At 70.7% G+C, this 19,300-nt stretch carries 14 protein-coding genes; 9 read left to right on the top strand and 5 right to left on the bottom strand.

All coding sequences use genetic code 11. From position 1 onward, the window contains the following. Nucleotides 1–84 precede the first annotated feature (84 nt). From HHL11_RS26165 to HHL11_RS26150, 4 genes are read right to left on the bottom strand one after another with little or no spacing between them, the layout of a single operon-like run. Entirely contained in the window at nucleotides 85–834 is a 750-nt protein-coding gene (locus HHL11_RS26165) for an ABC transporter ATP-binding protein (protein WP_169421542.1), read from the bottom strand. Continuing rightward, entirely contained in the window at nucleotides 831–2,642 is a 1,812-nt protein-coding gene (locus tag HHL11_RS26160) for a branched-chain amino acid ABC transporter ATP-binding protein/permease (protein ID WP_169421540.1), read from the bottom strand. The genes HHL11_RS26165 and HHL11_RS26160 overlap by 4 nt, the downstream gene beginning before the upstream one ends. 31 nt (nucleotides 2,643–2,673) lie before the next feature. Further along, on the bottom strand, nucleotides 2,674–3,561 hold the full coding sequence (locus tag HHL11_RS26155) for a branched-chain amino acid ABC transporter permease (protein WP_169421539.1): 888 nt from the start codon (nucleotides 3,559–3,561) through the stop codon (nucleotides 2,674–2,676). 5 nt (nucleotides 3,562–3,566) lie between these two features. Further along, a complete protein-coding gene (locus tag HHL11_RS26150; protein WP_169421538.1) occupies nucleotides 3,567–4,811 on the bottom strand; it encodes an ABC transporter substrate-binding protein in 1,245 nt (414 codons plus the stop codon). 194 nt (nucleotides 4,812–5,005) lie between these two features. On the opposite strand from HHL11_RS26150, the gene HHL11_RS26145 reads away from it, so the two are divergent. From HHL11_RS26145 to HHL11_RS26105, 9 genes are read left to right on the top strand one after another with little or no spacing between them, the layout of a single operon-like run. Continuing rightward, the gene (locus HHL11_RS26145; protein WP_169421537.1) at nucleotides 5,006–6,184 is read left to right on the top strand and encodes an acetyl-CoA C-acetyltransferase; all 1,179 of its coding nucleotides are present in this window, start codon (nucleotides 5,006–5,008) and stop codon (nucleotides 6,182–6,184) included. After that, nucleotides 6,181–6,975 carry an enoyl-CoA hydratase-related protein gene (locus HHL11_RS26140; protein ID WP_169421536.1) on the top strand — a complete coding sequence of 265 codons (795 nt, stop codon included), beginning with the start codon at nucleotides 6,181–6,183 and terminating at the stop codon, nucleotides 6,973–6,975. The genes HHL11_RS26145 and HHL11_RS26140 overlap by 4 nt, the downstream gene beginning before the upstream one ends. Then, complete coding sequence (locus tag HHL11_RS26135; protein WP_169421535.1) at nucleotides 6,972–10,514, top strand: indolepyruvate ferredoxin oxidoreductase family protein; 3,543 nt, start codon at nucleotides 6,972–6,974, stop codon at nucleotides 10,512–10,514. Before HHL11_RS26140 ends, HHL11_RS26135 begins: the two co-directional genes overlap by 4 nt. Continuing rightward, nucleotides 10,511–11,269: an enoyl-CoA hydratase gene (locus tag HHL11_RS26130; protein WP_169421534.1), complete on the top strand. Its 759-nt coding sequence runs from the start codon at nucleotides 10,511–10,513 to the stop codon at nucleotides 11,267–11,269. Before HHL11_RS26135 ends, HHL11_RS26130 begins: the two co-directional genes overlap by 4 nt. Before the next feature lie 10 nt (nucleotides 11,270–11,279). Next, nucleotides 11,280–12,428, top strand: a complete 1,149-nt coding sequence (locus tag HHL11_RS26125; RefSeq protein ID WP_169421533.1) for an acyl-CoA dehydrogenase family protein — start codon at nucleotides 11,280–11,282, stop codon at nucleotides 12,426–12,428. Further along, nucleotides 12,428–13,225: an enoyl-CoA hydratase/isomerase family protein gene (locus HHL11_RS26120; RefSeq protein ID WP_169421532.1), complete on the top strand. Its 798-nt coding sequence runs from the start codon at nucleotides 12,428–12,430 to the stop codon at nucleotides 13,223–13,225. The genes HHL11_RS26125 and HHL11_RS26120 overlap by 1 nt, the downstream gene beginning before the upstream one ends. 1 nt (nucleotide 13,226) lies before the next feature. Beyond that, the gene (locus HHL11_RS26115; protein ID WP_169421531.1) at nucleotides 13,227–14,114 is read left to right on the top strand and encodes an SDR family oxidoreductase; all 888 of its coding nucleotides are present in this window, start codon (nucleotides 13,227–13,229) and stop codon (nucleotides 14,112–14,114) included. A gap of 1 nt (nucleotide 14,115) precedes the next feature. Beyond that, nucleotides 14,116–15,729 carry an enoyl-CoA hydratase-related protein gene (locus HHL11_RS26110; protein WP_169421530.1) on the top strand — a complete coding sequence of 538 codons (1,614 nt, stop codon included), beginning with the start codon at nucleotides 14,116–14,118 and terminating at the stop codon, nucleotides 15,727–15,729. 26 nt (nucleotides 15,730–15,755) lie between these two features. Next, nucleotides 15,756–16,538 (top strand): SDR family NAD(P)-dependent oxidoreductase, encoded by a 783-nt coding sequence (locus tag HHL11_RS26105; RefSeq protein WP_169421529.1) that lies wholly within the window; start codon nucleotides 15,756–15,758, stop codon nucleotides 16,536–16,538. A gap of 24 nt (nucleotides 16,539–16,562) precedes the next feature. On the opposite strand, the gene HHL11_RS26100 is transcribed toward HHL11_RS26105, so the two are convergent. Beyond that, nucleotides 16,563–19,289: a winged helix-turn-helix domain-containing protein gene (locus HHL11_RS26100; protein ID WP_240980435.1), complete on the bottom strand. Its 2,727-nt coding sequence runs from the start codon at nucleotides 19,287–19,289 to the stop codon at nucleotides 16,563–16,565. Between the last annotated feature and the right edge of the window lie 11 nt (nucleotides 19,290–19,300).

The following is a 19,300-nucleotide window of genomic DNA, read 5'->3' as shown; positions in this document are numbered from 1 at the left end:
AATTTTTTTGCGATCTTTTGCGGAGCCTTTGCGACTTTTGCGTCCGGCAGTTTGGTGTTCGGCTGTCTTGCTGCCCGAGCCCGCTCAGGCAGCCTTCGGCATCGGCGCGGCCTCGCCCAGGTAAGCCCGCTGCACGACGTCGCTGCCGGCCAGTTCCGCCGGCGTTCCGGTGGCCGTGACGCGGCCGTTCTGCAGCAGGTAGGCGTAGTCGACGAACTCCAGCGTGCGTTCCACCACCTGCTCCACCAGCAGCACGGCCACGCCCTGGGCGCGCACCGTTTCCAGCGTGCGGAAGACTTCCTCCACCAGGTTGGGCGCCAGGCCCACCGAAGGTTCGTCCAGCATCACCAGCGAGGGCTTGCGCACCAGCGCCTGCGCGATCGCCAGCATCTGCTGCTGGCCGCCGCTCAGGCCGCCGGCCAGCAGGCCGGCCTTCTGCTTCAGGACCGGGAACAGCGTGAACACCTCCTCGCAGCGCGAGTCGCGTTCGCCGGGCGACAACTTCAGCCGGTACATCCCGAGCAGCAGGTTGTCCAGCACCGTCTCGCGGCGGAAGATGCGGCGGCCCTCGGCCACGTGCGCCATGCCGCGCGTCACGAGCGCCTCGGCCGCAAGGCCTTGCGTTTCCACGCCACCGAACAGCACCTTGCCGGCGCTCGGCTTCAGCAGGCCCGACAGGCCCTTCAGCAGGGTCGACTTGCCGGCGCCATTGGCGCCCAGCAGCGCCACGGCCTCGCCCTTGCCGACCTGCAGCGCCACGCGCTGCACCACGGCCACGGGCCCGTAACCCACGGAGAGATCGACCGTCTGCAATGCGGCTGCGGGGCGGCTCATTTCTTCGCTCCGGTATAGGCGCTCACCACCGCGGCGCTGCGGAAGACTTCCTCGGGCGTGCCTTCGGCCAGCACCTTGCCCTGGTCGAGGACGGTGACCGCGTCGGCCAGGTCGGCCACCAGTTCGATGTGGTGTTCGACCATCACGATGGTCATGCCCAGGCGGCGCATCTCCTTCAGCAGCGCGCCGAACTCCTCCAGCTCGCCCAGCGACAGGCCGGCGGCCGGTTCGTCCAGCAGCAGCAGCCGCGGCTCGCCCAGCATCGCGCGGGCGATCTCCACCAGCCGCTGCTGCCCGTGCGGCAGCAGCGCGGCTTCCTCGCCGGCGCGCTTCTCCATGCCCACCACCGACAGCAGGTGCATCGCCTGCGCATCGAGCGCGGCGGATTCCCGGGTCGCGCGCGGCAGGCCCAGCGCGATTTCGGCGCCGCTGGCGCGCTCGCGCGCATAACCGCCGAAGCGCGTGTTCTCCAGCACCGACAGGCCCGGCAGCAGCTTGGGTGTCTGGAAAGTCCGCTGCACGCCCTGGCGCGCCACCGCGGTCGCGGAGCGGCCGGCCAGTTCGCTGTCGCCCAGCTTCATCGAGCCCGCATCCGAGGGATAGAAGCCCGAGATCATGTTCAGCAAGGTCGTCTTGCCGGAGCCGTTGGGGCCGACGATGGCGTGGATGCTGCCCGGCTTCACTTCGAGCGACACGTCGTCCAGCGCTCGCACGCCGCCGAAGTTCTTGACCACGCCGCGCACGGACAGCGCAGCGCCGCTCACGCGTTGCCGCTCCGGCGGCGACTTCGCTGCCGCGGCCGCCGCGGCATCCGCCCGCAAGGCAGCGGCGCCGCGCCGCATGAAGCGCTGGTCCAGCGCCGCCAGCAGGCCGGCCAGGCCCTCGGGCAGGAACACCGAGAACAGCAGCAGCCCGATGCCGTAGACGATCATGCGGTATTCCTTCAGGCTGCCCAGCAACTCCGGCAGCACGTAGAAGGTCAGCACGCCCAGCAGCGGGCCCGCCAGCCGCGCCGGCCCGCCCAGCACCACGACGAACAGGAAGAAGATGGAAAAGTCGAAGCTGAAGTCTTCCGGCGTCACCACCACCTTGGCCGACGCGTAGAAGGCACCGGCCAGGCCCGCCAGCGCGCCGGCGAAGACGAAGGCGAACAGGCGCATGCGGTGGATCGACACGCCATTGGCCTGCGCCCGCACCGCGCCGGCGCGGATCGAATGCAGCGCCCAGCCTATGCGCGAGTTCATCATGCGCGACTGCGCCCAGGCCACCACCGCCACCAGGCCCACCACCAGCAGGAACAGCCCGCGCCCTTCCAGCTTGGCGCCGAAGATCGTGGGCATGGGCACGCCCACGATGCCGCCGTAGCCGCCGGTGAAGGAGCGCAGGTCGTTCAGCATCGCCGTCACGGCCAAGGTGAACGCGATCGTGATCAGCACGAAGTACCAGGACGACAGGCGCAGCGCCGGCAGCGCCAGCAATGCGCTGAAGCCCATGCCCACCAGCACCGACAGGCCGGCCGCGGGCCAGAAATTCCAGCCGTAGCGCACCGTCGCGATAGCGGTCGCGTACGCGCCGACGCACACCATCGCGCCATGCGCGATCGACACGATGCCGGCGTAGCCGCTCAGCACGTTGAGGCCCATCGCCGCCAGCAGGTAGATGGCGGCGAACGTGAGCAGCAGCAGGAAGTAGGAGCTGGACATCGCCAGCCCCAGCGAAACCAGCACCGCGATGCCGCACACCAGCACGGTCAGCGAGGGCAGCTTGAGGCGCGGCAGCGCGGCAGGGTCGGGGCTCAAGGAGTCCATGGCCTTCAAGGGAGGAAGAGCACTCATATCGTCAAACCTCGCGCACGCCGGGCCGGCCGAAGAAGCCGTAAGGCCGCACCAGCAGCACCGCGAGCAGCACGCCCAGCAGCAGCAGCTGGCGGTAGCCGGGCGTGGCGTTCACCGAGCTCAGGCTTTCGACGCAGCCGATCATCAGGCCAGCGGCCAGCGCGCCCCAGTTGCTGCCGACGCCGCCGATGGCCAGGGCCATGAAGCCCTTGACCAGCAGGCCCAGGCCCAGCGTCGTGCTGGCCAGCACCAGCGGCGCGGCGATCACGCCGGTGAAGGCGGAGTACATGGCGGCGCCGACGAAGGACGCGATGGTCAGCTTGAGCGGGTTGATGCCGTTCAGCCGCGCGCCGTCGCGGTCTTCGGCCACCGCGCCCACGGCCTTGCCGGCCAGCGTGTTCTTGTAGAACCACTCGATGCCGGCAATGCTGGCGATGGCCAGCACGATGACGGCCAGCTGCGCGGTGGAGAAGCTCAGCGCACCTGCCTGCACCGTCTCGATGGACGTGCCCGGCACCGGCGGCACCGCGCGCGGGTCGCTGCCCCAGATGCGGTCGCTGGCGTTGACGATGATGATGGAGAAGGCCAGGGTGCTGATGATCCAGCCGTGGTGCTGCGCCGCGTTGCGGATCAGCGGCGCCACCGCGGCGCGCTCGACCAGCAGGCCCATGGCGCCCACCAGCACCAGCACGGCGGCCAGCGCCAGCAGCCAGGGCCAGTGCCAGCCGCCCATCAGGCCGGCGGCGAACATCGCGCCCAGCATCAGCAGCTCGCCCTGCGCCATGTTGAACACGTTGGTCGGCTTGTAGGCGATGTTGAGGCTCACCGCCGCCATCGCGTACAGCGCGCCCTGCGTCAGGCCGGAGACCAGCAGGGCCAGGAAATCGTCCATGCCCATCACGCGGCTCCTCCCGCGCGGCGGCGGAACAGGCCGCGGTATTCCTTGCTGAGCGGATCCTCCATGGAGTTCGCGACGGCCATCGCCACCACGCTCGCGTCGTAGGCCGTGTGGTTGGTGGCGGTGAACTTCATGGGACCGAACAAGCCGGGGATGTCCGAGGAGCTGTCCAGCGCCTTCTTGATGGCTTCGGTGTCCCAGGACTTGGCCTTCTCCACGCCGTACTTCAGCGCGTAGAGGAAGTCGTAGAAAGGCGTGGTGGCCGCCGGGCCCAGCAAGGTGTCGGACACGTTGCTGGCGGCGATCTTCCTGACGAAGGCCTTCACGCGCTCCGGCGGTTGCTCGCTGCCGCTGTAGGTCAGGGCCTTGAAGGTGGCCGCGTAGACGTCGTTGTAGCGCGCGTTGTCCGGCACCGCGCCCGGCGTGCCGGCGAACAGGAAACCGGTGTGGCCGGCGATCACCGGCTTCCAGCCGATGCGCGCCAGGCCCACCAGCATCTGCGTGATGTCGACGTTGTTGGACACGTGCGCTTCCAGCGCCTCGGCGCCGTCGGCGCGCAGCTTGCGCAGGAAGGGCGTCATGTCCGCCACCTTCAGCGGGAACTCCTGCACCGACACGATCTGCATGCCGTGCGCGGGGATTTCCTTCATCGCCGAGGCCTTGAGGCCGGCGCCGGCGGCGCTGTCCTCCACCAGCAGGCCGATCTTCTTGAAGCCGCGCTGCTGCAGGAAGGCAGCATGGCTCACGGCCTGGGCGTCGGTGGTGAAGTTGAACTGGTAGTGGTAGGGGTAGCGCTTGCCGTCGCCCATCTCCGTGGCCGAGGCATAGGTCGCCTGGATCACCTTGGCCGCCGTCGACACTTCCAGCGAGGCCAGCGCCTGTGAGCTGCCCACCGGGCCCAGGATGAAGCGGCAGCCGTCGTCGATGAGGCGCCGCGTGACGATGGGCTCCTTGGCCGGCGAGCCTTCGTCGTCGGCCGTCACCTTGACCAGCTTGCGCCCCAGGATGCCGCCGGCCGCGTTGATCTCTTCCAGCGCCATGTCGGCGGCCAGGTACAGCGGGCCGAAGCTGCTGGCCAGCGCGCCGGTGGTCGGCTGGATCCAGCCGATCTTCACCTCGTCGGCCGCGAAGGCGCCGCGGCCGAACAGCGAACCGGCTGCCAGCGCGGCCGCTGTGCGCGCGCCGTGGGCCAGGAGGGTTCTGCGGTCGATGCGGGCCGCCAGCTGCGGGTCGCGATAGTCCATGCTTGTCTCCGGAAGGTGGTTGGTATGAGCGCGCCATGGCGGCAGCGTGGAGGCAGTCTAGGAACCGGGCCGCCAGCCGGCCTATCGTCGGAAGCGACGAAAAAGTCGCGGCCCGGGCGAATCGTCGCTTCTGACGATCCCGGCCGGGCCGGCGCGCCCGAACAATGGAAGCGTCGAACCCCCAGGAAATCCCTATGTCCGAAGCCTTTGTCGTCGCCGCCGTCCGCACCGCCGGAGGCCGCCGTGGCGGCCGCCTCGCCGGCTGGCATCCGGCCGACCTCGGCGCCCGCGTGCTCGACGAACTGCTGCAGCGCGCACACTGCGACCCGGCGCTGGTCGACGACGTCATCATGGGCTGCGTCAGCCAGGTCGGCGAGCAGGCCATGAACATCGCCCGCACGGCCGTGCTCGCGTCGAAGCTGCCCGAATCGGTGCCCGGCACCACCATCGACCGCCAGTGCGGCTCGTCGCAGCAGGCCTTGCATTTCGCCGCGCAGGCGGTGATGTCCGGCAGCATGGACGTGGTCATCGCGGCCGGCGTGGAAAGCATGACGCGCGTGCCGATGTTCAGCCCGGTGGCCCTGGCCAGCAAGGCAGGGCTGGGCTCCTATGCCAGTCCCGGCCTGGCCGAGCGCTACCCGGGCGTCGAATTCAGCCAGTTCCTGGGCGCCGAGATGATCGCGAAGAAATACGGCTTCACGCGCGCGCAGCTGGACGCCTATGCGCTGCAAAGCCACGAGCGCGCGGCCGCGGCCACCCGCGCGGGCGCCTTCGACGACGAGATCCTGGCGCTGCCGGTGCGCACGGCCGAGGGCTCCACGACCGGCGAGCAGCATCGCACCGATGAAGGCATCCGCTTCGACGCCACGGCCGCCGGCATCGGCGGGGTGAAGCTGCTGCAGGAAGGCGGCTGCATCAGCGCCGCCAACGCCAGCCAGATCTGCGACGGCGCCAGCGGCATGCTGGTGGTCAACGAACGCGGCCTGAAGGCGCTGGGCGTGCAGCCATTGGCCCGGATTCACCACATGAGCGTCCTGGGCCATGATCCGGTCATCATGCTGGAAGCCCCCATTCCCGCGACGCAGCGCGCCTTGCAGAAGGCCGGGCTGCGCGGCGCCGACGTCGACCTGTTCGAGGTGAACGAAGCGTTTGCGCCGGTGCCGCTGGCCTGGGCGCAGGCGACGGACACCGACCCGGCGCGCCTGAACGTGCACGGCGGCGCCATCGCGCTGGGCCATCCGCTGGGCGCCTCGGGCACGCGGCTGATGACCACCCTGCTCTACGCACTGCGCCGGCACGGCAAGCGCTACGGCCTGCAGACCATGTGCGAAGGCGGCGGCATGGCCAACGTCACCATCGTGGAGCGGCTGTGAGCGTGCGCCTGGCGCAGGACGAGAGTGGCATCGCCACGCTCACCCTGGACCTGCCCGCGCAGCTGAACCCGCTGTCCGAGCCGCTGCAGCACGCCTTCCGCGACGCGCTGGCGCGGCTGCGCGACGACCCGAAGCTGCGCGTGCTGATGCTCACCGGCGCCGGCCGCGCCTTCAGCGCGGGCGCGGACCTGTCCACCGTCGAAACCGATCCCGCTTCGCTGCGCCGCGCCGCGGACCTGATGGAGCAGGTCACGAACAAGCTGGTGCTGGAACTCGCCTCCATGCCGGTGCCGGTCATCGCATCGGTGAACGGCATCGTGGCCGGCGGCGCGGTGGGCATCGCGCTGGCGGCGGACGTCGTCATCGCCGCGCGCTCCGCGAGTTTCTACCTGCCCTTCATGCCGGCGCTGGGCATCGTGCCGGACCTGGGCACCAGCTGGTTCCTGCCGCGTGCCGTGGGCCGCGCCAGGTCCATGGGCCTGGGCCTGCTGGGCAGCAAGCTGCCCGCCGAACGCGCCGCGCAATGGGGCCTGATCTGGGAATGCGTGGACGACGAGCAGCTCGCCGAGGAAACGCGCAAGACCGCGCAGCGCTTGGCGAAGCTGCCAGCCCATGCGGTGCGCGAACTGCGCGCCGCCCACGCCGAATCCGCCCGCAACGACCTGGCGCAGCAGCTGGCCTGGGAGGCCGCGCGCCAGCGCGAGCTGATCGCCGGCCCCGCCTTTGCCGAAGGCGTGCGCGCCTTCCGCGAGAAGCGCGCCCCCGACTTCCACCGTTCCAGCCAAGCATGAACGCACCCACCGAAGCCAAGTACCTGCTGACCCTGCAGGACCGCTACACCGTCGAGGAAGGCCGCATCTACCTGAACGGCATGCAGGCGCTGGTGCGGCTGATGCTGGACCAGCATCGCGCGGACCGCCGCAATGGCCTGGACACGGCCGGCCTGGTCAGCGGCTATCCGGGCTCGCCCGTGGGCGGCGTCGACGACGAGATGCTCGCCAACCGCGAGCTGCTGGCGCAGCACCAGGTCGTGTTCCAGCCCGGGCTGAACGAGGAACTGGCGGCTACGGCGATCTTCGGCTCGCAGACCTTGCAGTCGGTGCCCGAAGCGAAGCACGATGGCGTCTACGGACTCTGGTACGGCAAGTCGCCCGGCGTGGACCGCGCCGCCGACGCCTTCCGCCATGCCAACTTCCGCGGCGTGGGCCGCAACGGCGGCGTGCTGTGCGTGGCCGGCGACGATCCGCATGCGCGCTCCACCATCTACCCGAGCGATTCCAACCTGGTGTTCGCCAGCTTCCTGATGCCGGTGCTGGCGCCCGGCAACATCCAGGAGGTGCTGGACTTCGGCCTGCATGGCTACGCGCTGTCGCGCGCCAGCGGCCTGTGGGTCGGCTTCAAGCTGGTGACCGACGTCGCCGACAGCTGCGCCTCGGCGCTGGTCGGCCCCGAGCGCGTGCAGCCGGTGCTGCCGCAGGTGGAATGGGAGGGCAAGCCCTTCGCGCCGGCCTTGCGCGTCAACGAGGCGGGGCCGCCCATGCTGCAGGCCGAACGCCAGATCGTCGGCGCGCAGCTGGAAGTGGCGCGCGAATACGCGCGCCTGAACGGCCTGAATCGCATCACGGTGAACCCGCCGCAGGCGCGCATCGGCCTCCTCACCGGCGGCAAGACCTACTACGACCTGCGCCAGGCGTTGCACGACCTGGGCCTGGACGACGCCGCGCTGGAAGCGGCCGGCATCCGCATCCTGACCCTGGGCATGCTCTACCCGGTGGAGCCCGGTATCGTGCAGGAGTTCGCGCGCGGGCTGGACGAGATCATCGTCGTCGAGGACAAGCGCGCCTTCCTCGAACTGGCGCTGAAGGACTTGCTGTATGCCGGCGAACACCGTCCGGCGGTGGTCGGCAAGCACGACGAGCTCGGACGCGACCTGTTCCCCGCGCATGGCGAACTCTCGGCCGACGTGATCGCCCGCGTACTGCGCGCGCGCCTGGGGGCGAAGCTGGCCTTGACCGCGCCGTGCGCGCAGGCGGCGCGCGGCATCATCCCCGTGCAGGCGATCGCCGGGCGCACGCCCTACTTCTGCTCCGGCTGCCCGCACAACCGCTCCCTGCGCGTGCCCGAAGGCTCGGTGGTGGGCGCCGGCATCGGCTGCCACGTGATGGCGCTGTGGATGGGGAACGTCTTCGGCAACGTCACCGGCTACACGCAGATGGGTGGCGAAGGCGCACAGTGGGTGGGCCTGGCGCCCTTCACCGGCACGAAGCACTTCTTCCAGAACCTGGGCGACGGCACCTTCCACCACTCGGGCAGCCTGGCGATCCGCTTCGCCATCGCCGCCGGCACCAACATCACCTACAAGGTCCTGTACAACAAGGCGGTCGCCATGACCGGCGGCCAGGACGTGACCGGTGCGATGAGCGTGCCGGCGATGGTGGAGATGCTGCGCGCCGAAGGCGTCAAGCGCGTCATCGTCACCACCGACGAGCCGCAGAAGTACGCGGGCGGCAAGGCGGCCAGCGCCGAGGTCTGGCATCGCGACCGGCTGGTGGAGGCGGAAGAAGCGCTTGCCGCCACGCCGGGCGTCACGGTCCTCATCAACGACCAGCAATGCGCCGCCGAGAAGCGGCGGCTGCGCCGGCGCGGCAAGCTCGAATACAAGCCGAAGACGGTCTTCATCAACGAGCGCGTCTGCGAAGGCTGCGGCGACTGCGGCCGCAAGTCCAACTGCCTCAGCGTGCAGCCGGTGGCCACCGAGTTCGGCCGCAAGACGCAGATCCACCAGTCGTCCTGCAACCAGGACTTCTCCTGCCTGGACGGCGACTGCCCGTCCTTCCTGACCGTCGAAGCCGCGGGCAGCGACGCGCGGCCGCCCAAGCGCCAGGCCGTGCCCTTCCCCAGCGACGTCCTGCTGCCCGCACCGGTTTCCTCCGTCATCGGCGAGCACTTCTCCGCCTGCCTCATGGGCATAGGCGGCACCGGCGTCGTGACGGTCAACCAGATCCTCGGCACCGCCGCCTTCCTCGATGGCCGCAAGGTGCAGACCTACGACCACACCGGTTCCAGCCAGAAGGGCGGCGCGGTCATCTCGCACCTGAAGATCCTGCCGCAAGGCGAGGACGCGGCGCCGACGCTGTCCAAGGGCAGCGCGGACCTGTACCTGGCCTTCGACGCGCTGGTCGGCGTGAACGCCGACAACCTCTCGCTCGCTGCGCCCGAACGCACCATCGCAGTGGTGTCCACCACGCAGGTGCCTACCGGCCAGATGGTGTCCGACGTGGCGGCTTCGCGCTATCCAGCATTGGACGCGCTGGCCGAACGCATAGCCGCGGCCAGCCGCGCCGAGCGCAACGTCTTCCTCGACGCGCAGCACGTGGCCGAACGGCTCCTGGGCGACCACATGGCCAGCAACCTGCTGCTGGTGGGCGTGGCCTGGCAGCTGGGCGCCTTGCCGATCCGCGCCGAGGCGATCGAAGCGGCGATCCGGCTGAACGGCGTGCAGCGCGACATGAACCTGGCCGCCTTCCGCTGGGGCCGCCTGTACGTGGCGGACCAGGCGCGGGTGGAAGCGGCGCTGCGGGAAGACAAGGTGGCCGCGCCAGTGCTCACCCTGGCGCCCGAGGCGCAGGAGATCATCGACAGTGTCGGCGCCAGCGGCGCCCTGCTCGAGGCCTTGCGCATCCGCGTGCCGGAGCTCATCGCCTACCAGGATGCGGCCTATGCGCGGCGTTACGCGGAGGTGATCGCGCGGGTGCGGCAAGCCGGCCCGGACGCGCTGGCGCTCGCCGTCGCGCGCAACCTCTACAAGCTGATGGCCATCAAGGACGAATACGAGGTCGCGCGGCTGCACCTGGAGCCGGCCGCGCAGCAGGCGCTGCAAGCCAGCTTCGGCCCGGGCGCGCGCATCGCCTGGCATTTCCATCCCACCTTCCTGCGCAGCCTGGGCGTGAAGAAGAAACTGAAGCTGGGCGCCTGGTTCCGCCCGGCGCTGCAGGTGCTGCGCGCCATGAAGGCGGTGCGTGGTACATCCCTCGACTTCCTCGGCATGACGCGCGTGCGCCGCGTCGAGCGCGCGCTGGTGCCGCATTACCTGGCCCTGGTCGATGCGCTGCTGCCGCGGCTGGATGCGGGCACCTTGCCGCTGGCGCTGGAACTGGCCGAAGCGCCGGACATGGTGCGCGGCTACGAGGACGTGAAGCTCGCGAACGTCACGGCCTACCTGGCGCGCATGGACCACCTGCAGCGGCAACTGGGCCTGCGCGTGCCGCTGGCCCCGGAACTTGCCGGCAGCGCCTTCGACCCGGTGGCAACCACGCCCGCCTCGGCATGAGCGCGGCCTTGGTCCTGCTGGCGCAGCCCTTCGCCGGTTGCGCCGTCCTGACGCTGAACCGGCCGCAGGCCGCCAATGCGCTTTCGATGCAGCTGCGGCGCGAGCTGGTCGTGGCACTCGAACGCTGCGAAGCGGATCCGCAAGTGCGCGTGCTCGTTCTCACCGGCGCCGGCAAGGCCTTCTGCGCCGGACTGGACCTGAAGGAGCTCGCGTCGGCCACCGACCCGGGCCAGGCTCTCGCCTCGGCGCCGGAGTTCGACCCGGTGCTGGCGCTGCGCCGGTGCAGCAAGCCCGTGATCGCCGCCATCAACGGCGTCGCCGTCACCGGCGGCTTCGAGCTGGCGCTGGCCTGCGACGTGCTGCTCGCCTCCAGCGAGGCGCGCTTTGCCGACACCCACGCACGCGTGGGCGTGATCCCCGGCTGGGGCTTGTCGCAGCTGCTGCCGCGCCTGGTCGGCCCTTACCGCGCCAAGGAGCTTTCGCTGACCGGTAATTTCCTGGACGCCCAGCGCGCCGAAGCCTGGGGCCTCGTCAACCGCGTCGTCGCGCCGGAGCAGTTGCTGCCCGAAGCCTTGCAACTCGCGCGCGACATGCTCGCCGTGCAGCCGCAGATGTTGCAGCAATACAAGCGCCTGATAGCCGACGGCCTGCAAGTGTCCTTGCGCGAAGGCCTGGCCCTCGAGGCCGAACGCTCGCGCGCCTGCGCGGCCGATTTCATCGCTTCCGACGATACCGCGCGCCTGCGCGCCCGCTGAAGATCCCACCATGCCAATCGACTTCCGCCCTTCCTGGATGGACGAGGACCTCGACACCTGGCGCGCCACGGTGCGCCGCTTCGTCGAGGCCGAGATGCTCCCGCACGACGAGGAGGCCCGCAAGCGCGGCCACGTCGGCCACGCCCTGTGGCGCAAGGCCGGCGCGCTGGGCCTGCTGTGCGCCGACATCCCGGCCGAGTACGGCGGCGGCGACGGCGACTTCCGCCACGTCGCGGTGCTGTACGACGAGATGTCGCGCCGCGCCCTCACCGGCATGAACGCTTCGGTGCATTCGATCGTCGCGCACTACATCCTGAGCCACGGCACCGAGGCGCAGAAGCGCAAGTACCTGCCGCGCCTGGCCAGCGGCGAGCTGGTGGGCGCCATCGCGATGACCGAGCCGGGCGCCGGCTCCGACCTGCAGGGCGTGCGCACCCGCGCCGTGAAGCAAGGCGGCCACTACGTCGTCAACGGCTCCAAGACCTTCATCTCCAACGGCTTCCTGGCCGAACTGGTGCTGGTGGTGGCCAAGACCGACCCTGAGCAGCGCGCCCGCGGCATGTCGATCCTGATCGTGGAGACCGAAGGCTGCAAGGGCTACCGCGTCGGCCGCGTGCTGGACAAGCTGGGCCTGAAGGGCCAGGACACGTCCGAGCTGTTCTTCGACGACGTGCAGGTGCCGGCGGAGAACCTGCTGGGCGGCCAGGAAGGCCAGGGCTTCTTCCAGCTGATGTCCGACCTGCCTTACGAGCGCACCATCATCGGCGTGATCGCCGCGGCCTGCATGGAAGGCGCGCTGGAAGCCACGCTGGCCTACACGCGCGAGCGCCAGGCCTTCGGCAAGCCGCTGTTCGACATGCAGAACACGCGCTTCAAGCTGGCCGAAGTCGCTTCGACCACGAAGGCCGCGCGCGTGTTCGTCGACCACTGCGTCGAGCGCCTGGTGGCCGGCACGCTGGACACCACCACGGCTTCGATGATCAAGCTGTGGGCCAGCGAGCAGCAGGCCAAGGTGGTCGACGAATGCCTGCAGCTGTTCGGCGGCTTCGGCTACATGAACGAGTACATGATCGCCCGCATGTACGCCGATGCGCGCATCCAGCGCATCTACGGCGGCACCAGCGAGATCATGAAGGAAGTGATCGCCCGGGGGCTGTGATGGCAACGCAGTACGAGCACCTGCAGGTGGAGCTGCGCGGCGAGACCGCCTGGCTCACCTTGAACCGGCCGGAACGGCTGAACGCGCTGAACGCGCAGCTGGCGCGCGAGCTGCGCGATTTCTTCGGCGGCCTGGATGCCCGCTCGCAGGCGCGCGTGGTGGTGCTGCGCGCCACCGGCCGCGCCTTCTGCGCCGGCTATGACCTGAAGGACGCGGACGTCGGTGGCCGCGGCGTCGAGGACATGCTGCAGGTGCAGTACGGCATCCGCGACATCATGGTCGCGATGCGCCGCTGCCCGCAACCGGTGATAGGCATCGTGCAGGGCGCGGCCTCCGGCGGCGGCTTCGCGCTGGCGCTGGCCTGCGACGTGCGCCTGGCAACGCCGGACGCACGCATGAACGCCGCCTTCATCCGCCTGGGCCTGAGCGGCTGCGACATGGGCGTGAGCTACTTCCTGCCCCGCATGGTGGGCGCCTCGGTCGCCTCCGAATACCTGCTCACGGGCCGCTTCCTGGATGCGCAGCGCGCACTCGTCCTGGGACTCGTCAGCCGCCTTGGCAGCGTCGAGGAACTGGCAACGCAAGCGCAGGCCCTGGCCGACGACATGCTGCTGGCCACGCCGCTGGGCCTGCGCCTGACCAAGGAGGCGCTGCGCCACGCGATCGACGGGCCCTCGATGGAAGCCGTGATGGCGATGGAAGACCGCAACCAGATCCTCTGCACGCAGGGGCAGGATTTCGCCGAAGGCATCGCGGCCTTCCTGGAAAAGAGGCGGCCCGATTTTGGCCGGCGTTGACATGCAGCTGGATCGACTCGTCTTCAAGCCCAGCCTGCTGCGCGGCCAGCGCGTGCTGGTCACCGGCGGCGGCACCGGCCTCGGCCGCGTGATGGCGGAAGCCTGCCTGTCACTCGGCGCCGAGGTCTACGTCTGCGGCCGCCGCGGCGAAGTGGCGCAAGAGGCGGCGCGCGAGATGATGGAGGCGCATGGCGGCAAGGCCGTGGGCCTGGCCTGCGACATCCGCCAGCCCGAAGCGATTGCCGCCCTGCTCGATGCGATCTGGGCCGACGGCGGGCCGCTGACCAGCCTGGTCAACAACGCGGCCGGCAACTTCGTCGCCCGCACCGAGGACATCTCGGTGCGCGGCTTCGACGCCATCTCCAACATCGTGTTCCGCGGCACCTTCCAGGTGACGCAGCAGTGCGGCAAGCGCTGGCTGGCGCAGGGGTGCCCGGGCACTGTGGTCTCCATCGTCACCAGCTGGGTCTGGAACGGCTGCGCTTTCGCCGTGCCTTCCGCGATGTCGAAGGCCGGCGTCGCCACGATGACGCAGTCGCTGGCCGTCGAATGGGGCGGGCGCGGCATCCGGCTGAACGCCATCGCGCCGGGCCTGTTTCCCACTGAAGGGATGCTGGCCCGGCTGGACCCGAACGGCAACACCTACGACCCCGCGGGCACCAACCCGATGAAGCGCGCGGGGCAGATGCACGAACTGGCGAACCTGGCGGTGTTCCTGCTGGGGCCCGGCTCCGAATTCCTGAACGGGCAGACCATCGCCATCGATGGCGCGCAGTACCAGGCGAGCGGCGGCAACTTCGCCCACCTCGCCGGCTGGACCGATGCCGACTGGCAGCAGGCGCAAGCGGCCATTCCGCGCCGCGGTGGCCCGCAAGCCACCGCGGCCTGACATGCAAGTGAACGCCTCCGCCACCCTGTTCGCGGGCGAGAGCCTGGGCCTGCATCCGCTGGAAGGCGGTTTCGTCGAACTGCGCTTCGATCGCCGCGACGGCGCGGTGAACATGTTCGACCAGCGCACCGTCGCCGAGCTCGACACGGCGCGCCGCCGGCTCGAAAGCGTCACCTGGCTGCGCGGCATCCTCGTCACCAGCGCCAAGGACGTGTTCGTCGTGGGCGCCGACATCACCGAGTTCACCGCCACCTTCGCGCAGCCGCGGCCGCAGCTGCTGGACTACCTGCGGCGCAGCAACGAGGTGTTCCTGCGCTTCGAAGCGCTGGACGTGCCCAGCGTCGCCGCGATCAACGGCTTCGCCCTGGGCGGCGGACTGGAGTTCGCGCTGGTCGCCACGCATCGCGTGATGGCCGAAGGCGCGCGCATCGGCCTGCCGGAAGTGGGCCTGGGCCTGATCCCGGGCTTCGGCGGCACCGTGCGGCTGCCGCGCGTCGCGGGCCTGGCGCACGCGCTGGAGTGGATCAGCGATGGCGCGCCGCGCGGTGCGGTCGAGGCCTTGCGCTGCGGCGTGGTGGATCGCATCAGCGCGCCGGAGGAACTGCGCGAGCAGGCCCTGCGGCTGCTGCGTGCGGCGGCAGCGGATGCCCACGAGCGCCGGGCGGCGAAGCGGCTGCCGCTGGCCGTGGCCGACCACGCGGTCGCCGAGCGGCGCGCGATCGTCGCGCGCGACGTGCCGGCCTGCCTGCCGGCGGCCGCGGCGGCCGTCGAATTGCTGGCGCAGTCCGCGGCCATGGATGCGGCGCAAGCGCAGGAAGCCGAAGCGCAGGCCTTCGCCACGCTGGCGAAGTCGCAGGCTGCCGCGGCGCTGGTGCGCAACTTCATCAACCAGCAGGCCGTGAAGCGGCTGGCGCGGCAACTGGCGCGCGGGGTGGGGTCTGGCGGCGGTTCGCCGGCCTGCGTGTTCACTTCGCCGCTGCCCGGTGCGACGCTGGTCGAGATTGCGGGCGGCGCGGATGCGGATGCCGGCGCAATCGCGCGCGCCGCTGCAGAAGCCGCGGCCGCCGGCAAGATCGCGCTGCGCGTGAGCGACGCGGCAGGCGGGCTGGTGCGCCGCGTGCACGCGGCGTGCCTGCTTGCTTGCGAAGCCCTGCTGGCACAAGGCCTGGCGCACGCGCAGGTCGACGCCGCGATGCGCCGCGCGGGTTGGGAGACGGGGCCGTTCGAAGGCGATGCCGTGCTGCGGGGCGCGGATGCCGGGGTCGCTGCGCGAACCCGGCCTGCGGGCGCGGAGCGAACGCAGCCGACGGGCGTCGTCCGAAGCCAGTCCACGGACGCGGCGGCCCAGGCCGGGATCGTCGAGCGCGTACTGCTCGCAAGCATCCTCGAAGCCGCCGTCCTGCTGGACGAGGGGGTCGTGCGCAGCGCCGCCGAGATCGACATCAGCCTGCAGCTGGGCCTCGGCTTTCCGCGCCACCTGGGCGGCCCGCTGCACCACGCCGACTGGCTGGGCTTGCCGCAGGTGTGCGAGCTGGCGCGCCAAGCGGGCCTGCAGGTGCCGGCCACGCTGCAGGCGCGCGCCCGGCGCGGTGAACGTTTTTACGCCGCCGCCTGAGCGCGCCGCGGCCAAGGAGGAGCAGCATGCAGATCGATCGCAATACGGTGGCCGTCGTGACCGGCGGCGCATCCGGGCTCGGGGCCGCCACTGCGCGGCTGCTGGCCAGCCAGGGCGCGCGGGTCGCGCTGTTCGACATTTCGCGGGACAACGGCGAAGCGCTGGCACGCGAGATCGACGGCGTCTTCTGCCAGGTCGACGTCACCGACGAGGCTTCGGTCGACGCCGGTTTCGCGCAGGCGCGCGCCGCGCAGGGGCAGGAGAACGTCCTCGTCAACTGCGCCGGCACCGGCAACGCCGTCAAGACGGCCAGCCGCGACAAGGAGACCGGCGCGACCAGGCACTACCCGATCGCGGCTTTCGCCCGCATCATCGACATCAACCTGGTGGGCACTTTCCGCTGCATCGCCAAGTCGGCCGCCGGCATGCTGACCCTGCAGCCCGGCGCCGACGGCGAGCGCGGCGTGATCGTCAACACCGCCTCGGTGGCGGCGCAGGACGGCCAGATCGGGCAGGCGGCCTATTCGGCCTCGAAGGCCGGCATCACGGGCATGACCTTGCCGATCGCCCGCGACCTGATGGCCGAAGGCATCCGCGTCAACACCATCCTGCCCGGCATCTTCGACACGCCGCTGCTCGCAACGGCGCCGGAACAGGTGCGCGCCGCGCTCGCGGCCTCCGTGCCCTTTCCGAAGCGGCTGGGCCGGCCGGAGGAGTTCGCGCAGCTGGCGGAGAGCATCATCACCAATGCCTACCTGAATGGGGAGTGCATTCGGTTGGATGGGGCGATCCGGATGTCGCCGCGCTAAATACCGTTTGGCTGTTCTCCCCGACTACTCGATCAACCCGCACCGCCGCGCCATCGCCACCGCCTGCGTGCGGCTGTGCACGCCCAGCTTGGTGTTGATCTTGCGAAGGTGGGTGCGGACCGTGCTGTCGGACACGAACAGTTTTTCGGCGATGGCGCTGTTGGAATAGCCTTCGGCCAGCAGCTGGATCACGCGCAGTTCCTTGCGCGTCATCGGCTCGGCGAGCTGCGGCGCCTCGCCGGCCGCCGCGGTTTCGCCCAGCGTGTTCTCGGCGGCGAAGGCCTCGCGCAGGCGCTGCAGGTATTCCTGGAAGATCGGGTCGCCCTCGCCCTGCGGCCGCTCGGGCGCGCCGGCCAGGTAGGCGCGCAGGAGCGCGCCTGCAGGCAGGCCCTCGTCCACCAGCAGGCGCAGGTAGCCTTCGGCGGACGCGGTTCGCAGCACCTCGTGGAACAGCGTGAAGGCCGCCGGCCGGCGCTCGTCGCGGTACAGCGTGATCGCGCGCAGCAACTTCAGCTTCAGCGCCCGCCGCTCGCGGCCACCGGCCTGCGCCGTGGCGATTTCGTCGGCCAGGCCGCGCGCCGCTTCGGCCGCATCGCCGGCCACCGCTTCCCAGCGCAGGCGCGCCAGCGCGAGATAGTCGACGTCGTTGGCGATCATGCGCAGCTGCGCGGCCTGCTGCCACAGCGGCGCGTCGTCGGCGCGCTGCAGTTCTTCGCGCGCCGCGGTGGCATGGCCCTGGCGCAGGTGCAGGCGGCTGCGTTCCAGGTGCGCGGTGGCCACCAGGCGCGGCAGCTGCCGCTGGTGGCCCAGGTATTCCAGCTCGGTCAGCGCCTGGAAGGCGTGGTCGACGTCGCCCTTCAGGAAGGCGATCCGCGAAAGCAGCACGTAGCCCGAGATCATCTCATCGGTCAGCTGCACGTCGCGCGCGATCGGCAGGTAGACGTGCAGCAGGTGCGCCGTCTGCACCAGCTCGTTCGCCTCGTAGCAGGTGGACGCGTACAGCACACCGGCCCAGGCGTTGCCGTGGGTCTGGCCTTCGGTGGCGTTCAGCGCCAGCTTGAAGCGCGCGGCGGCCTGGCGCAGGCGCCCTTCCTGCAGGTCGATGATGCCCTCGGCCGCCTCCGAGTACATGATGTTGAAGCTGCTGCCGCCCGCGCCCTGGCGCCGGCGCGCGGAGTCGAGCAGGCGCCGCGCCTCGTCCTGCCGGCCCAGCACCGCGGCCATCGTCGTCATCGCATTGGCCAGCACCATGTCGGCGAACGCGTTGTCGGTGGGCAGCTGCGCCAGGTTCTCGCGGCCGGCGGCGTAGGCTTCGTCGAAGTGGTCGCGCATGGCCAGCAGCAGCGGCTGCAGGGCCAGCAGGTGCGAACGCGTGCGCGGGTCGGCGCGTTCCGCCAGGCCGCTGCGCGCCAGCAGCTCGGAGGCTTCGCGCGAGCCGCGGGTGAAGCACACCGCCCAGATGCGCACCGCCATCAGCTCGGGCCGCTCCTGCAGCACGGCGGGTGGCAGCGCTTCGAGCCAGCGCGAGAGGATGCGCAGCCGCCCTTGCGCCAGCAGGCTCGCCGCATTGGCTTCTATCAGTTCGGTGGCCAGCGCGACGTCGCCGCCTTCCAGCGCGTGGTCGATGGCGGGCACGGGCCGGCCGTGCGACAGGTACCAGTCGGCGGCGCGCCGGTGCAGGCGCGGCCCGGCGTCCGGCTGCTCGCGCGCCAGCTGCTGGCGCAGGAAGCCGCCGAACATGGCGTGGTAGCGGTAGCTGGGCTCGCCCTCGCCCACGCGCACCAGCATGGCATTGGTGGTTTCGAGCTCGGTGAGCAGGACTTCGCTGTCCTTGCGCTCCAGCACGAAGTCGCAGATGCCCGGCTCCAGCTGCTTGAGCACGCTGGTGCGCAGCAGGAAGTCGCGCACGGCCGGCACCTGGCGCGCCAGCACTTCCTCGGCCAGGTAGTCGGCCACGGCGCGGTCGGTGCCGGAAAAGCGCGCGATGAAGCTGGCCGGCGACGGGCTGCGTTCCAGCGCCAGGAAGGCCAGCCACAGCGCTGCGGCCCAGCCCTCGGTCTTGGCGTGCAGCTGTTCGACGTCTTCAGCGCTCAAGGCGGCCTGGGTGCTGAGGCCGGCGAAGAATTCGCGCGTCTCGTCCAGCGTAAAGCGCAGCTGGTCGGCCTCCACTTCCAGCAGCTGGCCCTGCGCGCGCAGGCGGCCCAGCCGCAGCTCGGGCAGGTTGCGCGAGCCGATCACCAGGTGGGTCCAGCGAGGCAGGCTTTCCATCAGCTCGCGCACCAGCGACTGCACGCCCGGCTCGTGGATGACCTCGAAGTCGTCGAGGAACAGCGCGAAGGGCTCCGGGTGCGAAGCAATGCGGCGCATCAGCTGCAGCGCCGCCGAGCCCAGGCCGGCTGGGCCGGCCTCCGCGTCGCCCGCCTCGCCTTCCAGGCCCGGAAGGGTGGCGAGCGCTGCTTCCAGCACGCCCAGGAAGCGCGAGGCGTCGTTGTCGCTGCGGTCCAGCGTGACCCACACCGTGGGCACGCCGAGCGCCGCGAAATGGTCCGCGCACTCGCGCATGGTGGTGGTCTTGCCGAAGCCGGCGGGGGCGCGCACCAGCACGAAGCGGCGCGCGCGGGGACCGCACACCGCTTCGATGATCGCCGAACGTGGCACGCCCGAGGGTACGGCGGCGGGCGGCACGAGCTTGGCGTGAAGGTTCTGGCGCTGCGCGGCGGCGGCGCGCCCGGTGCTCGCGGTCATCGTCATGGGGGGTACTA

It is taken from the genome of Ramlibacter agri (genome assembly GCF_012927085.1).
Lineage (GTDB): Bacteria > Pseudomonadota > Gammaproteobacteria > Burkholderiales > Burkholderiaceae_C > Ramlibacter > Ramlibacter agri.
The sequence above is the reverse complement of the archived record's forward strand: the minus strand, read 5'-3'. Positions and strand labels throughout refer to the sequence as shown.

Bases quoted from the DNA above. Each gene is read 5' to 3' on its own strand.
- HHL11_RS26130 (WP_169421534.1), top strand. From the start codon at position 10,511: ATGAGCGCGGCCTTGGTCCTGCTGGCGCAGCCCTTCGCCGGTTGCGCC.
- HHL11_RS26155 (WP_169421539.1), bottom strand. From the start codon at position 3,561: ATGGACGATTTCCTGGCCCTGCTGGTCTCCGGCCTGACGCAGGGCGCG.
- HHL11_RS26115 (WP_169421531.1), top strand. From the start codon at position 13,227: ATGCAGCTGGATCGACTCGTCTTCAAGCCCAGCCTGCTGCGCGGCCAG.
- HHL11_RS26145 (WP_169421537.1), top strand. From the start codon at position 5,006: ATGTCCGAAGCCTTTGTCGTCGCCGCCGTCCGCACCGCCGGAGGCCGC.
- HHL11_RS26120 (WP_169421532.1), top strand. From the start codon at position 12,428: ATGGCAACGCAGTACGAGCACCTGCAGGTGGAGCTGCGCGGCGAGACC.
- HHL11_RS26125 (WP_169421533.1), top strand. From the start codon at position 11,280: ATGCCAATCGACTTCCGCCCTTCCTGGATGGACGAGGACCTCGACACC.
- HHL11_RS26160 (WP_169421540.1), bottom strand. From the start codon at position 2,642: ATGGACTCCTTGAGCCCCGACCCTGCCGCGCTGCCGCGCCTCAAGCTG.
- HHL11_RS26150 (WP_169421538.1), bottom strand. From the start codon at position 4,811: ATGGACTATCGCGACCCGCAGCTGGCGGCCCGCATCGACCGCAGAACC.
- HHL11_RS26165 (WP_169421542.1), bottom strand. From the start codon at position 834: ATGAGCCGCCCCGCAGCCGCATTGCAGACGGTCGATCTCTCCGTGGGT.
- HHL11_RS26105 (WP_169421529.1), top strand. From the start codon at position 15,756: ATGCAGATCGATCGCAATACGGTGGCCGTCGTGACCGGCGGCGCATCC.
- HHL11_RS26135 (WP_169421535.1), top strand. From the start codon at position 6,972: ATGAACGCACCCACCGAAGCCAAGTACCTGCTGACCCTGCAGGACCGC.
- HHL11_RS26100 (WP_240980435.1), bottom strand. From the start codon at position 19,289: ATGACGATGACCGCGAGCACCGGGCGCGCCGCCGCCGCGCAGCGCCAG.
- HHL11_RS26110 (WP_169421530.1), top strand. From the start codon at position 14,116: ATGCAAGTGAACGCCTCCGCCACCCTGTTCGCGGGCGAGAGCCTGGGC.